Source organism: Winogradskyella undariae (assembly GCF_013285155.1).
GTDB lineage: Bacteria > Bacteroidota > Bacteroidia > Flavobacteriales > Flavobacteriaceae > Winogradskyella > Winogradskyella undariae.
Genome location: NZ_JABTEL010000002.1, coordinates 413,816 through 428,600, shown reverse-complemented (window position 1 = coordinate 428,600; position 14,785 = coordinate 413,816). Strand labels below are relative to the sequence as shown.

Genomic DNA, 14,785 nt, shown 5'->3' with positions numbered 1-14,785 from the left:
TTGAAAATAAATAATATTAAAGAGCTGTCCATTCAAATTAATTTGAATGGGCTTTCTTTTTGTATACTAAACAAAACTCAAAATACTATTGAGTTTCTCAAAATGATTCCGTTTGAGCAAAAACAGACTCCAGACGAGGTTCTCTGTCATTTAAAAACAGAACTAAGTAGTAACATTGTTTTTTCAGACGACTTCAATGCTGTATATGTTATACATCAAAATGAATTATCTACATTAGTTCCTGAAGAATTATACGACGCTAGCCATAAAGCCGATTATTTAAAATTTAATTCAAAAATATTACGAAACGATTTTATTACAGAAGACGAAATTCCTTTTAATAAAAGCGTAAATGTTTATGTACCTTACGTAAATATCAATAATTATATTTTTGACACCTTTGGAGAATTTGAATACAAACATTCTTCAAGCATACTAATAGATTCTATTTTACAAAATGTAAAAGCTGAAGAAACACCGATAGTTTTCATTAACATTAATAAAACTACAGTTGAATTACTTGTTGTAGAAAACAATAAACTTCAACTCTTTAATGTTTTTGAATATCATAGTAAAGAAGATTTTCTTTATTATATCTTATTTGTTTTTGAACAATTAAAACTAGATACAGAGACAACACCTATTGAATTATCTGGTAATATAGAATTAGAAGATGAACTTTATAACTTACTATATAACTATGTAAGATATGTTAACTTCATTAATAAAGAGTATCCGTTTTCAATAGCAGACAGCATAGACAAAAACAACTTATATCAATATTTTTTAATTTTAAATTCCTTTGAATGCGAATAATTTCTGGATTATTTAAAGGCAGACGTATATCGGCTCCTAAAAAATTACCTGTAAGACCAACTACAGATATGGCGAAAGAAGCCTTATTTAATATTCTAAATAATCAATATTATTTTGATGACATTTCTGTTTTAGATCTTTTCTCTGGTACTGGTAATATTAGTTACGAGTTTGCTTCAAGAGGTACAGAAACAGTCACAGCTGTTGATGCTCATTTTGGTTGTATTAAATTTATTAACGAAACTGCAGAAGATTTTGAAATGAATATCACCACTATAAAAAGTGATGTCTTTAAGTTTCTTGAAAAATCGAAACTAAAGCATACCATTATATTTGCAGATCCTCCTTATGATTTTGATGTTGAAGCTTTTTCTAAGATTCCAGAATTAGTGTTCAAAAATGAATTACTAGAAGACGAGGGTATATTAGTTGTAGAACATTCTAAACATACCGACATAAGTCATTTAGAAAATTATGCTTATTCAAAAAGTTACGGTGGTAATATGTTCAGTTTTTTTGAATATAAATCTTAACCTTTATAACATATAAAAAACAAAGCTTCATGTAAAAAAACATGAAGCTTGTTTGTTTAAGTAAATCTATAAGCCGAATTCTGTACTTTTTCTTTTTAAGAAATAAATTTCAAAATAAAAAAAAGCCCTTATCATTTATCTACGCTTACTGTTACCAGCAAACTTTAGCTGCCCACCCTCTAACAATCGCGCGTGTACGCTCAAACGTTAGTATACATGACATTGCACCACATAGAGTTTACCTGGTTTCACTACAGCATTACCTGTACATACTTTCTGCTGCACTTTTCCTCACCTTTCGATGGATGGCTGTTAGCCACTATGATTGCACTATGGTGTTCGGACTTTCCTACCCTAAATAAATTTAGAATCGATAAGGCGATCTACTAGCCTGCAAAAATACATAAATTGTTAATAACTCATATTAAATTTCACGACTTATAAAGACCATTTAATTCCTTATTCTTAAATTTGTAATTCAGTATTCAAAAATAATTAATCTCACAGCACCGAAAGGTGTAAAATAAGTTCAGTAAGCATTGGAACACTTTGTAGTATCGGCTCGTAAATACAGACCACAAACCTTTAAGGATGTTGTAGGCCAACAAGCTATTACTAATACTTTACTGAATGCTATTGAAAACAATCACTTAGCACAAGCTTTATTATTTACAGGACCAAGAGGAGTTGGTAAAACAACATGTGCTCGTATTTTGTCTAAAATGATAAATAGTGATGGCAATACAAGTGAAGATGAAGATTTTGCTTTTAATATATTTGAACTCGATGCCGCCTCTAATAACTCTGTAGATGATATTAGAAGCTTAACCGACCAAGTTCGTATTCCTCCACAAGTAGGAAAATATAAAGTTTATATTATTGATGAGGTACACATGTTGTCTCAAGCAGCTTTTAATGCTTTTTTAAAGACATTAGAAGAGCCTCCTAAACATTGTATTTTTATTTTAGCAACAACGGAAAAGCATAAAATCATTCCAACAATATTATCGCGTTGTCAGATTTTTGATTTTAAACGTATTACGGTTTCTGACGCTAAAGAATATCTTAAATATATAGCAAAAGAACAAGGTATTGAAGCTGAAGATGATGCATTGCATATTATTGCTCAAAAAGCAGATGGTGCCATGCGTGATGCTTTATCTATTTTTGATCGTGTTGTAAGTTTCTCTGGTAAACATTTAACCAGACAAGCTGTTACAGAAAACTTAAACGTATTAGATTACGAAACATACTTTACAAGTACGGATTTTATTTTAGAGAATAAGATTCCTGAATTACTAGTGCAATTCAACACTATTCTTTCTAAAGGATTTGACGGGCATCATTACATTGCTGGTTTAGCTTCTCATTTTAGAGACTTAATGGTCTGCAAAAACCCAGTGACGATTCCTTTACTTGAAGTTGGAGAAGACACCAGTCTTAAATATCAGGAACAATCTCAGAAAACATCACATGAGTTTTTAATGGAAGGTATACGGCTCGCCAATGACTGCGATCTCAAATATAAGACCAGTAAAAATCAACGCTTACTCGTTGAGTTAACACTTATGCAACTTGCCTCTATCACTTTTGATGGAGAAAAAAAAAATTCTAAGCATTTCATAATTCCACCTTCGTATTTCAGAGCAAAGGGTATTACACCTATTTCTGTTTCAAAACCAAAACCTACAGAAGTTAAACATTCTGAATCTCAAAAAACGATACCAGCAGTTTCAGCTAAAAAAAAAGAAACGGTTGCTACACCAACTCCTACGCCTAAAATATCACTAGATCAACCGAGTAAACGTACTTCAGGTTTTTCTTTAAAAAGTATAAGAGAAAAAAAAGAACACCAACTACGTCAAATGGATGTGGTTATTGATGAAGATAACTTACCAAAAGAACCCGTAACACAAGAAGCCTTATCAGTAGCTTGGAAAGAGTACACGGACCAATTGGATAAAAAAGGCGAAAAAATTATGGCATCCATTTTACAAATGGATCATCCAAAATTAGAAGGCACTACCATTCATTTAACGTATTCTAATACTACAAATAAGATTGAATTAGAACGAGCTGAATCTCCTTTAATGTCTTTTATAAAGAAAAAACTACTTAACTACGATCTTAAATTAGACATTACAGTTAATGAGGAAATTGCAAAAAAATTCGCATACACACCTCAGGAAAAGTATGAAAAACTAAAAGAAAAAAATCCAAATATTGAGATATTGAGACAGACATTTGGGTTAGACATTTAATACTATGAAAAACTATTTAATCTTCTTAATAATTATAGTTATTGGTTTTACAAGTTGTGAAAACAGAAAATCTAAATCTCAAGCTTTATCTGAAAGTGTAAAAGAATTTAAAAAAACCGTTAATCTAGAAACTAACGTCTTTATCCCTGATACTTATTTTGAACACGAAGTAGATACCTTAATAAGCAACGGTTACCGCGTAAAAATCAAAACCTATACAGATATGTCTAATAGCGTTTTATTCTCTAAAATAAAAGACACTATTAACTACCAAACATACTATAGAAATTTCAAATTTGATATTACCGTCTCCAAAAATGAAAAGGTAATTTACCAAGAGAATTTTAATAAAGAAAAAGTAAATAAAGCCTTTAACTATAACCCTAATTTAGTTGAGGGATCAGATTTATATAATTTTGATAAATTAGCTATTTTAAAATTTATTCAGGTTAATGATGATCCCACTTATAAAAACATGGTCGTTATAGATATTTTATATGCTATTCCTGAGTCAGATAAGTCGGCCTCTCACACTCTATTTATAAATAGTAAAGGAAAGTCAAATATTGTTCAAATTGAAGTAAAATGATTATGCTAGGACTAAAATTACCAACGGATCCAAGATGGGTTAATATTGTTGAAAAAAACATCGAAGATATTTTAATCGATCATGCCTATTGCGAGCAAAAAGCTGCGAGTACAGCTATTTCATTAATTGTAGGTTTCCCTGAATATACAGAACTCGTACAAGAAATGATAGAATTGGTCAATGAAGAAATGAGCCATTTTAAAATGGTGCATGATCTTATATTAGAAAACGGTTGGACACTTGGTAGAGATCGTAAAGACGATTATGTTATTGCTTTAATTCAATTCTTTCCTAAAGGAGGCAGTAGAACAACCCAGTTAGTACATAGACTATTGTATGCAGCATTAATAGAAGCTCGCAGTTGCGAACGTTTCAGATTACTATCGGAAGCATTAGAAGACAAAAAACTAGCTAAATTTTATAGAAAATTAATGATTAGCGAAGCCGGACATTATACAATGTTTTTAAATTTTGCTCGTAAATACGGTGATAGAGCTGAAGTTGATCAAAAATGGGAGGACTTACTAGATTTTGAAGCTGAAATAATGAAAAATTTAGGTAATAAGGAAACTATACATGGATAAAACCAATATTATAGTCTATCATTTTACAACATAAAAAAAAGCCTTAACTTTAAAAGTTAAGGCTTTTTTTTTATAGTGTTTAGTAGAGTTTTAAATTTTGATACCAAAACCAAATTGTAAAACATGATTTTTAGCTTCAACACTCGTTAAGTCTTCATCTAAAATATTAGTAATTCCGTAATAATATCTAACATCTAAGAATAACTCATCAGTAATCATATATTCTGCTCCGGCAACACCAGAAAAAACGAATGTAGAAAAACTATCTTCATATTCCCAAGTCTTTAAAGCTATCTGAGGACCAAATCCAACCTTAAGATTATCTGAAAGTGAAAATCTTAATTGAATAGGTAACTTAAGATAATCTGCTCTTAATTCAGAATCCTTTCCTCCTTCTGCAGACCATTGTAACTCTGTTAATAAAGATACATTTTCTGTAATTCCAAAATCAACAAAACCAGCAAAAGCAAAACCGTTACGGTGTTGGTTTTCAAAACTAGCATCAGGGTCAAAATCTAGATTCGACACATTTAAAGCACCTCTAACTCCATAAAAAATCTCTTGAGACATTCCGAAAGAAGTCACAGACACAAATAACAAGGCAATAAAATATTTTTTCATAATTTTCAATTTGAGAGGACTAATATATATAAATAATGAGCCTCTTAATTAATTAATAGATATACAATTAAAAAAATCGGGTAAATGGAACGTTTTGTGCTAAAAATTAGACTGTAACACTAGAAACTGTTTCAAAATACATACTTTTTATTATCCCATCTGAAAGTCCAATTTTTGGAACATATATATCTTTTGCTCCACTCCATTTCATGGCTGACAAATAAATTCTTGTCGCCGGAATAATAACATCTGCTCTATCTTGATTTAAGTTTAGCTCAGTTATACGTTCTTCATAAGAATAATTTTGAAGCATTTTATAATAGCTCGTTAAATAAAAATAGGTCAATGGTTTACCTATCGCTTTTCCTGAAATTTTAAAGATTTTATTAATGTTACCACCAGAACCAATTAATTCTATTTTATCATACTGACCGGTGTTTCCTTTAATCCATCTTTCTAATTCTTGCCATGTTTCATTTTTAACAATATCATTTAAGAGTCTTACAGTTCCTATTTTAAATGATCTAGATATTTTTTTATCTCCATTATGTATCACCGAAAATTCTGTACTACCACCACCAACATCTACATAAAGATACGTTTTATCTGGGTCTATAAAAGATTGCAAATCTGTTGCAGCAATTATAGCAGCTTCTTCCTCTCCTTCAATAACATCAATACTAATACCAGATGTCTTTAATATTTTTTCAATTAATGGAGAACTGTTATTTGCTTCTCTCATTGCAGAAGTTGCACATGCTTTATAACGCACAACACCATGTGATTTTATTAATAGACTAAACGCTTTCATGGTATCTAACATTCTTTCTTGGTTATATTCTGATATTTCACCTTTTAGAAATACATCTGCTCCTAATCTAATAGGAACACGAACTAATGAATTTTTCTTAAATACTACTGGGGCGTCACCTTGTTCTATTATGTTTGATATTAATAATCGTACAGCATTAGAACCTATATCGATAGCTGCATATTTTTGTATTTTCAACATCCTCTTACACTTCTAATTTATTTAAATAATACTTATATGTTTCAAATTGAGCCCTTATTTTTGGGTTGTCGTTTCTAAGATAAGTATTATTTTGGGTTTCGTCAATTATTCTTGCTTTAACATTATCATTCCAGCAAATTTTATATAAATCTAGAAGTTCTTGCTTTATATCTTCATCGTATATAGGACAGCTAACCTCTACTCTATTATCAATATTTCTTGTCATCCAATCTGCTGAAGAAATATAAATTTTAGGGTCATTATGATTAGAAAAGATATACAATCTAGTATGTTCTAAAAATTTATCGATAATACTTATGATTTCGATATTTTCACTCATGCCTTTTACACCTGGCACTAAACAACAAATACCTCTAACTATCATCTGAATTTTTACACCTGCTCTACTCGCTTCATATAATTTATCTATCATTTTATAGCTACTAATGCTATTCAATTTTAGTTTTATATAAGCTGGTTTTCCTTTTTTAGCACATTCTATTTCTTTATCTATTAAAGAAAATATCTTAGTTTTTGTATAATGAGGTGATGCGATGATGTGCTTATATCGATTAACAATATAATTGACCTCAAAGAAATTGAATACTTTATTTACATCTTTTAAAATCTTTGCATCTGAAGTCATTAATGTAAAGTCTGTATAGATTTTAGCTGTAGACTCGTTAAAGTTACCGGTACTTATAAATCCATATCTCACTAATTTTTCATTCTCCTCACGCTCTATAACACACATTTTACTGTGCACCTTTAATCCTGGCACACCAAAAAGCATCTTTATACCTTCATCTTGCATTTGCTCAGCATAATTAATATTTGCTTCTTCATCAAAACGTGCTCTAAGCTCAATAGAAACAGTTACTTTTTTTCCATTTTTAGCAGCATTAATTAAAGAACTGGCCACATGCGATATCTGAGCTAACCTATATATAGTTATTTTTATCGTTTTTACTTTTGGATCTAAAGCAGCTTCTCTTAGAAACTTAACGATATAAGAAAAAGTATGATAAGGCGTATAAACCATATAATCTTTAGTCGCAATCGTTTTAAATATACTTTCTTCTAAACTAAGCCCTTTTACCGGAAGTGGCTTAATTTTATCGTAGAGCAAGTCTGTTCTACCTAAACTTGGAAAACTCATGTAATCTCTACGATTATGATAGCGTCCACCAGGAATAATACTTTCTTTTTCATCAATAGCCATGTGCTTTAATAGAAAATCTAAAGTGCGCTGGTCAATACTCATATCATAGATAAAACGTACAGGAGCTCCGCTTTGTCTATCTTTAACACTTTCTGAAAGCTTATCTATAAAACTCTTACTTAAATCACTATCAAAATCGAGCTCACCATCTCTTGTAATCTTTATCATGTGAGCACTTATACTATCGTATTCAAAAATATTAAAAATATCGTCTAAGCAATATCTTAGAATATCATCTACCATAATAATATAGTCAGCATCACCATCACTAGGCAAAACGACAAAACGATCCATCGCTGATGAAATTTCAATTAAAGCAACTTGATCTTTAACACCCTCTCTAGACATTTTAACTGTTAAATAAGCTGAAATATCCATGAGTTCTGGCAAAGCAATATCCTCATTTAACATTATAACAACTAAAGCCGGACTTAGCTCTTGGTAGAAATAATTTTTGATAAATTCATGTTGACTCTCGCTTATTTCTGTTTCATTTATAACATAGATATTTTCTTTCTGAAGTTCTAAATCAATCTCATCTAAAATCTCTAAACTATAGGTTTGTTGCTCAATAACAATTTGGGTTATTTCTTCTAAAAGATCACCTGCTCTGATACCACCTAATTCAGATTTACCACCTTTACCCGCTTCATAAATACGTTTTACAGTCGCATAACGTACCTTAAAAAATTCATCTAAATTATTAGAAAAAATACCTAAAAAACGTAAACGCTCAATAAGCGGCACATCTTTATCTGCTGCTTCTTGTAAAACACGTTCATTAAATTTTAACCAACTTAACTCTCTATTAATATAAATATTTTTATCTTTTGTCATTATTTTAAATCCTTTGGAATTATAATAAATTCTGTAGCCCCCTTTTTTAAATCTTTCCAATCTTCAATATCAAAATTAATTTTCACTAAACCACTTGTAGGAAGATTGTCTATTAATACATCTCCAAATATATTAGAAATTGACGTGAAAGAATGATTATGACCAAAAATCATGACCTCATTTAATTCATTTGATAACCTTTTTATATAGCGAATTACACTTTCTCCATCAAAATCATACAATTCTTCATCAACAATTGTTTGATTTTTAGTAAAATTCAAGGTTTTTTCAAAAATTTCACATGTACTTAATGCTCTTTTTGCTGGACTAGACAACCAAACATCAGGTGTGCAATCTTTTAGTTTTAAGGCTTTTGCAACCAATTCAGAATCGCTCTCACCCCTCTGTTTTAATGGCCTATCATGATCTATAACATCAAATTCCCAAGATGATTTACCATGCCTAACAAGTATAATTGACTTCATAATGTATCGATTAAGTGCTTTTTTTTTCGACAAAAGGTTGCGTATATCCGTTTTGACGAGTATATTGTCACTTCAACACAAATATTTGTGTATCCTTTTAGATATAAGTTATTTTGTATTGTAAAATTAATGTAAAAGACCTCAAAACAAAAAATATATTAATAAATCCATTTTTGGTATTTAGGATAAAAAATATCAAACTCCCTCCCTCTAAAATATTATAGTTACGCAAATTAGGTCATAGATCTGTTTAAAAATGAAATGATAAATTTTAAAATTAGACACTCTAATAACCTAACAACAAAATAGCGACATATTAATTTTAATATAAATGTAATGGAATTAGAAAAAAACATTGAGCTACATAAGCAAGCTTTTAAGACTTTTAATCTTTTGTTTAAAATTTTTAAAGATCAAAAAAAACATGTATATAATCTTCACTATTTGAAAACAAATAATATAGATTATACAGATATAAGACCTAATAAAGTTATTACCCCATCTAAACCATATACTTACTTTAATCAAATATTATCCTAATTTTTAATATATAAACAATTTTTAAAGCAATCATAGCCCGATTAATCTAAAAAGCTTAAAATGAAACACTTATACAAACCCAAATCAAAAACACTCTCAAGACCTCTGATGTCTTTAGTGTTTGTCATGACATTAGTTATGATAAGTTTTAACTCTTTTGGTCAAGTTTTGAATCCAATGAATCAAAACTCTTCCATACTAAACCAAGTCCCCTTAGAGGACATGAATGAAACTTCCTTATTTTATAGAGACTTTCCTGAATCTAACTACGATGATTTAAAACAAACCTTAAGCGGAGAAGCAAATGTTCCTTTTAGTTGTACAGATGGTTCTGGATATATTCTAACAAACGTAATAACTTCTAATGTGTACGTTACGGGTTTATATGCATTTGATTTATCTTCAAACACACTTAGTTTAATTAAAGATCCACTTATCCCGAATACTACAACCTCTCAGTTTGTAAACGCAATTGGTTACAATGTTGTGGATAATTATTTATATGGTTTATTACAACAAACTGATAAGGTTGTTAAAATTGATAGTAACGGAGATCTAGAATTATTACAAGTTACAGGTTTAACGAATTACAATGGCAATACTTATGCCGCTGGAGACATCGATGAAAACGGTATCCTTTATTTATTCGGAGGCAACAAATTTGTCTCTATTGACTTAAACCCTTCTAGTTCAAACTACCTAATTGCCAACACAGTATTACAATTACAAAATTCTATTAGCGTTAATGATGTAGCATTTAACCCCGTTAATAATAAATTGTATATGTTAACGAGTTCTACAACAAGGTTCTTATATGAATTTGACCCTGTAACTAATACAATTGTTAACTTAGGTATTGTATCTGGTTTAGAATCTGAGACGTTGTCTAATTCATTTGGTACAGCTTACATGGATGGTCTAGGTAATATGTATGTTGCAAATAACGTATCGGGTAATACTTATAAAATAGCAACACCTCATTTAGGTGGTTTATCAGCGACTTATTACAGTAATTTACCAGGTGTTAGCCCTGGTGATGGTGCACGTTGCCCTTCGCAACCTACTAAACCAATGGCTATTGCTGATGATGTTTGTATAACTTCTGAGACTACAGAGGTTACCATTAATGTCGTTAACAATGATTCTGAAGGAACTTACGCAATTGATGCAAACTCTGTACAACTTATAGATCCTATTACTTCGCTACCTTCTAGCTCTGTAACAATTTCTGGCCAAGGTACATTTACTTTAGGTTCAAATGGAGAGGTTACATTTCAACCTTTAGCTAGTTTTACAGGGACTTCTATTGAATATACAATTCTAGATGTTATAGGGTTTACTTCTACACCAGGAGTTATTACTATCAACTTAAACGATACTGAAGCACCAACAGGTTTAGCTACTCAAGAATTTTGTGAAAGCCAAAATCCTACTGTAGCTGATTTACAAGCTTCCGGAAACGATATAATTTGGTATGCTAATGCAGATAGTGATAATCCTTTAAGTTCTGATACCACTATAAGTGAAGGAGCTACTTATTACGCTTCTCAAACTAGTACTGCAGGATGTGAAAGTATAGAAAGATTAGCTGTTACAGTTAATTATAACGATGAAATTTCTTTAGTTGGTACTGTAGAAACAAGTTGTGTTACATATTTAGGAACTATTTATACTATTGAAGCTACATTTAACGGAACTGCACCATTTACAGCTTCTGGAGATGGGCAACCAGGTACTTTTACAGATAACAATGATGGAACAACAACTTGGATTTCTAGTGAAATTGAAAGTACTGTTGAAACTTATAATGTTACTATATCTGATGAATGTGGATCACTTGATTTAACAGGTTCATCACCTTCTGAATGTTTAAATACACCTTTTGATTGTGACGATGGTTTTGCTTATATTATTGTTAATGAAAGAGACAGTCAAAATAATTATGTTTCAGGATTATATTCTTATGATTTAGCAACACATACTCAAACCTTAATAAAAGCGCCATTAATTGAAGACACCTCAGTATCTCAATTTGTTAACGGTATAGGTTACAACACTTTAGATAATAATATTTATGGTTTACAACAATCAACCAATAATGTTGTAAAAATTGATGCCTCTGCTAATGTTGAGCTTCTTCCTATTACTGGTTCATTTACTATCGGTGATTACAGTTCTGGAGATATAGACGATAATGGAATCTTGGTTTTATATGGAGAAAACAAATTTGTTTCTATTGACTTAAACCCGTCAAGCCCTAATTACTTAACAGCTACAACATTATTAAACTACACAGTAAATATAAATGATTTAACGCACAATCCTGTAGATGGTAATTTCTACATGGTTACAAGTACAACTAACAGAAAGTTATTGCGTTTTAATACCAATACTAATACAGTAGACGACCTTGGTTTAGTAACTGGTTTAAGTTCAGAAACTAATAATTCTTTTGGAACCGCTTACATGGATATTCTTGGAAACATGTTTATTGCAAACAACAGTTCTGGAAATATTTATAGGATTGCTACACCACACACAGGAAATTTGGCTGCAACACTATTTAGTAGTCTAATTGATGTACAACCTGGAGATGGTGCTCGATGCCCTTCTCAGATAGTAACTCCGATGGCTGATGATGATTCTATTTGCTTTATTGAAGAAAATACAGAAATTGAAATCAATGTTTTAGAAAATGACACTGAAGGTACTTACAGTATAGATCCTAACTCTGTTCTACTTATAGATCCAATTACATTAACAGCGACTAATACAGTAACTATTTCTGGACAAGGAACATTTACAGTAGGTAGCAACGGCATTGTAGTCTTTGAAGTTTTACCAAGCTTTACAGGAGCTTCTGTAGAATATACAATTGCAGATATCATTGGATCCATATCATCGCCTGCAACTATTACGGTGAGTTTAAATGAAACAGCTACACCTACAGGAGAAGATGTTCAGGAGTTTTGTGAATCTAGTGAGCCTACTATAGCTGACTTAAATGCAACCGGAGAAAACATTCAATGGTACGCAAGTGAAACAGATACAACACCTATTGATTCTTCTGAAGCTTTAATAGATGAAGAAACTTATTATGGAACTCAAACGACATTACAAGGATGTGAGAGTTTAGAAAGATTAGCGGTTACAGTTAACTTTACAGATGATATTACTTTAGTAGCAACAGAAGAATTAGAATGTTCTGAAGATGGTACTACTTACACTGTAGTTGCTACATTTACCGGAACTGCTCCTTTTACAGCAAATGGAGTTGGACAACCTGGAACTTGGGTTACAAATGATAATGATACATATACTTGGACATCTGAAGCAATTTCTGGTGATCAGCCTTATAATGTTGAAATACAAGATGCTAATTCATGTAACATTATTACCTTATCTGGTGAAGCAGCAATATGCTGTGAATTTGAAGTGACTTGCCCAACATTTGAAGAAACAACTGTAGCTTGTTACGGAGATATACCAACAGAAACATCATATACTATTGAAGCGTTTGAAGCTTTAGGTAATGGAGATGGTATTGTAGGAAATAATGCTTGTGGAATTATTGAAATTACTGCTCAAAATAGCAGTGATCAAGGAACATGCGAACAGACTATTACACGTACTTATACTGTTACATCTTATGAAGATACAAATGCTAACGGTGTACGTGACGAAGATGAAACGACAGTTTTAAATAGCCAAGAATGTTTACAATCAATTATTGTAAACGATAATATAGCACCAACTTTCACAGTGCCAGCAGATATCACAATAGAGTGTGATGTTGATGTAACTGACTTAACACTTATTGGTGATGTTACTGATGAAAATGATAACTGTACAACAGATCTTGAGGCTACTTATACAGATAGCGTTGAAGAAGGAGATTGTCCTAGCTTATCAATTATTTCAAGAACATGGTCATTAACTGATAGCTGTGAAAATACAACAGAGTTTGTACAAACAATCACTGTTCAAGATACAACAGCACCAACTTTCTCAGTTCCTGCAGATATCACGATAGAATGTGATATTGATGTAACTGACTTAACACTTACAGGTGATGTTACTGATGAAAATGATAACTGTACAACAGGTCTTGAAGCTACTTATACGGATAGCGTTGAAGAAGGGACTTGTCCTAGTGCTTCTATTATCACTAGAACTTGGTCTTTAACTGACAACTGTGACAATACTACAATGTTTGTTCAAACAATTACTGTTCAAGATACAACAGCACCTGCTTTTAATGAAACTTTACCAGCTGATTTAGTTGCTGAGTGTGATACTGTACCAACAGCAGAAACATTAACTGCTACTGATAACTGTGGAACAGCAGATGTTACTTTTGTTGAAGAAATAACTGATGGCTCATGTATAGGAGATTATATTATTGAACGTACATGGACTGCAACAGATAGTTGTGGTAATGAAGCTATACATACACAGATTATTAATGTTCAAGATAACACGGCTCCAACAGCTATAACTGATTTTGAAGAAAACATCAATGTATTATGTAATGATATTCCTGATGTACCAGCTTTAGAATTTGAAGATTCTTGTTCTGATAATGTAGATATTAGTTTTAATGAAGAATCAACTCAAACTAATAATGCTGAAAACTATACAATTACTAGAACATGGACTGTTACAGACGATTGTGGAAATCAAGCTTTATTTACGCAGAATATTAATGTTGAACTAACAAATACAATTCAAACTACAGACGCTAGTCGTTGTATTCTTGATTCTGAATTTGATTTATTCGATTTATTATCTGGTGACTTTGACATGAGCGGAACTTGGAGTGTTGTTTCTGGCGATGCTACTATAGATGGAAGTTTATTTGATCCTTCTACAGCAGTAGTTGGTGAGTATACTTTTATGTACTCTATTACTGACGATGTTTGTCCTGCAGATATTGAAGTTAATGTAACATTAGATGATGATTGTGTTGTATTAGCATGTGGTGAAGACGACTTAGTAATATCTAAAACAGTTACAGCTAACGGAGATGTTCATAATGAATTCTTCACTGTTACAGGAGTAGAAGATTGTGGATTTGTAATTGAACTTCAAATATTTAATCGTTGGGGTGCCGAAATATATAAATCAAACAATTACTTAAACGATTGGAATGGACAATCTCATAGTTCTTCTATTGGAAGTTCTGGAAAAGTTCCAACTGGTACTTATTATTATATTATTAACCTAAAAAATAGTGGATTGAAACCTTTTGCTGGTCCAATTTACGTAGCTACAAATTAATAAAA

10 protein-coding genes and 1 other RNA gene are annotated in these 14,785 nt (G+C 31.3%); 6 read left to right on the top strand and 5 right to left on the bottom strand.

Going from position 1 to position 14,785, the window contains the following annotated elements:
- Together HSX10_RS04305 and HSX10_RS04300 are read left to right on the top strand one after the other, a co-directional pair.
- A complete protein-coding gene (locus HSX10_RS04305; protein ID WP_173586973.1) occupies nucleotides 1-816 on the top strand; it encodes a DUF3822 family protein in 816 nt (271 codons plus the stop codon).
- Nucleotides 807-1,349: an RsmD family RNA methyltransferase gene (locus HSX10_RS04300; protein WP_173586972.1), complete on the top strand. Its 543-nt coding sequence runs from the start codon at nucleotides 807-809 to the stop codon at nucleotides 1,347-1,349. Before HSX10_RS04305 ends, HSX10_RS04300 begins: the two co-directional genes overlap by 10 nt.
- A gap of 53 nt (nucleotides 1,350-1,402) precedes the next feature.
- Here HSX10_RS04300 and rnpB read toward each other — a convergent pair.
- Nucleotides 1,403-1,739: RNase P RNA component class A (gene rnpB / locus HSX10_RS04295), an RNA gene on the bottom strand.
- Between the two features lie 149 nt (nucleotides 1,740-1,888).
- Between rnpB and dnaX the strand changes: the two genes are divergently transcribed.
- The 3 genes from dnaX to HSX10_RS04280 are packed head-to-tail and all read left to right on the top strand — an operon-like array spanning nucleotide 1,889 to nucleotide 4,783.
- Nucleotides 1,889-3,610 (top strand): DNA polymerase III subunit gamma/tau, encoded by a 1,722-nt coding sequence (dnaX, locus tag HSX10_RS04290; protein WP_173586971.1) that lies wholly within the window; start codon nucleotides 1,889-1,891, stop codon nucleotides 3,608-3,610.
- Between the two features lie 4 nt (nucleotides 3,611-3,614).
- Nucleotides 3,615-4,199 carry a hypothetical protein gene (locus HSX10_RS04285; protein WP_173586970.1) on the top strand — a complete coding sequence of 195 codons (585 nt, stop codon included), beginning with the start codon at nucleotides 3,615-3,617 and terminating at the stop codon, nucleotides 4,197-4,199.
- Nucleotides 4,200-4,201: 2 nt separating this feature from the next.
- Nucleotides 4,202-4,783: a MiaE family protein gene (locus tag HSX10_RS04280; RefSeq protein ID WP_173586969.1), complete on the top strand. Its 582-nt coding sequence runs from the start codon at nucleotides 4,202-4,204 to the stop codon at nucleotides 4,781-4,783.
- Nucleotides 4,784-4,873: 90 nt separating this feature from the next.
- On the opposite strand, the gene HSX10_RS04275 is transcribed toward HSX10_RS04280, so the two are convergent.
- From HSX10_RS04275 to HSX10_RS04260, 4 genes are all read right to left on the bottom strand, one after another.
- The gene (locus tag HSX10_RS04275; RefSeq protein ID WP_173586968.1) at nucleotides 4,874-5,404 is read right to left on the bottom strand and encodes a porin family protein; all 531 of its coding nucleotides are present in this window, start codon (nucleotides 5,402-5,404) and stop codon (nucleotides 4,874-4,876) included.
- 106 nt (nucleotides 5,405-5,510) lie between these two features.
- Complete coding sequence (locus HSX10_RS04270; RefSeq protein ID WP_173586967.1) at nucleotides 5,511-6,416, bottom strand: Ppx/GppA phosphatase family protein; 906 nt, start codon at nucleotides 6,414-6,416, stop codon at nucleotides 5,511-5,513.
- Between the two features lie 4 nt (nucleotides 6,417-6,420).
- The gene (ppk1, locus tag HSX10_RS04265) at nucleotides 6,421-8,475 is read right to left on the bottom strand and encodes a polyphosphate kinase 1 (RefSeq protein ID WP_173586966.1); all 2,055 of its coding nucleotides are present in this window, start codon (nucleotides 8,473-8,475) and stop codon (nucleotides 6,421-6,423) included.
- On the bottom strand, nucleotides 8,475-8,960 hold the full coding sequence (locus HSX10_RS04260) for a SixA phosphatase family protein (RefSeq protein ID WP_173586965.1): 486 nt from the start codon (nucleotides 8,958-8,960) through the stop codon (nucleotides 8,475-8,477). The genes ppk1 and HSX10_RS04260 overlap by 1 nt, the downstream gene beginning before the upstream one ends.
- A gap of 600 nt (nucleotides 8,961-9,560) precedes the next feature.
- Between HSX10_RS04260 and HSX10_RS04255 the strand changes: the two genes are divergently transcribed.
- A complete protein-coding gene (locus HSX10_RS04255; protein ID WP_173586964.1) occupies nucleotides 9,561-14,780 on the top strand; it encodes a DUF6923 family protein in 5,220 nt (1,739 codons plus the stop codon).
- The last annotated feature ends 5 nt before the right edge of the window (nucleotides 14,781-14,785 follow it).

Bases quoted from the DNA above. Each gene is read 5' to 3' on its own strand.
- HSX10_RS04300 (WP_173586972.1), top strand. From the start codon at position 807: ATGCGAATAATTTCTGGATTATTTAAAGGCAGACGTATATCGGCTCCT.
- HSX10_RS04285 (WP_173586970.1), top strand. From the start codon at position 3,615: ATGAAAAACTATTTAATCTTCTTAATAATTATAGTTATTGGTTTTACA.
- HSX10_RS04280 (WP_173586969.1), top strand. From the start codon at position 4,202: ATGCTAGGACTAAAATTACCAACGGATCCAAGATGGGTTAATATTGTT.
- HSX10_RS04275 (WP_173586968.1), bottom strand. From the start codon at position 5,404: ATGAAAAAATATTTTATTGCCTTGTTATTTGTGTCTGTGACTTCTTTC.
- HSX10_RS04270 (WP_173586967.1), bottom strand. From the start codon at position 6,416: ATGTTGAAAATACAAAAATATGCAGCTATCGATATAGGTTCTAATGCT.
- ppk1 (WP_173586966.1), bottom strand. From the start codon at position 8,475: ATGACAAAAGATAAAAATATTTATATTAATAGAGAGTTAAGTTGGTTA.
- HSX10_RS04260 (WP_173586965.1), bottom strand. From the start codon at position 8,960: ATGAAGTCAATTATACTTGTTAGGCATGGTAAATCATCTTGGGAATTT.
- HSX10_RS04255 (WP_173586964.1), top strand. From the start codon at position 9,561: ATGAAACACTTATACAAACCCAAATCAAAAACACTCTCAAGACCTCTG.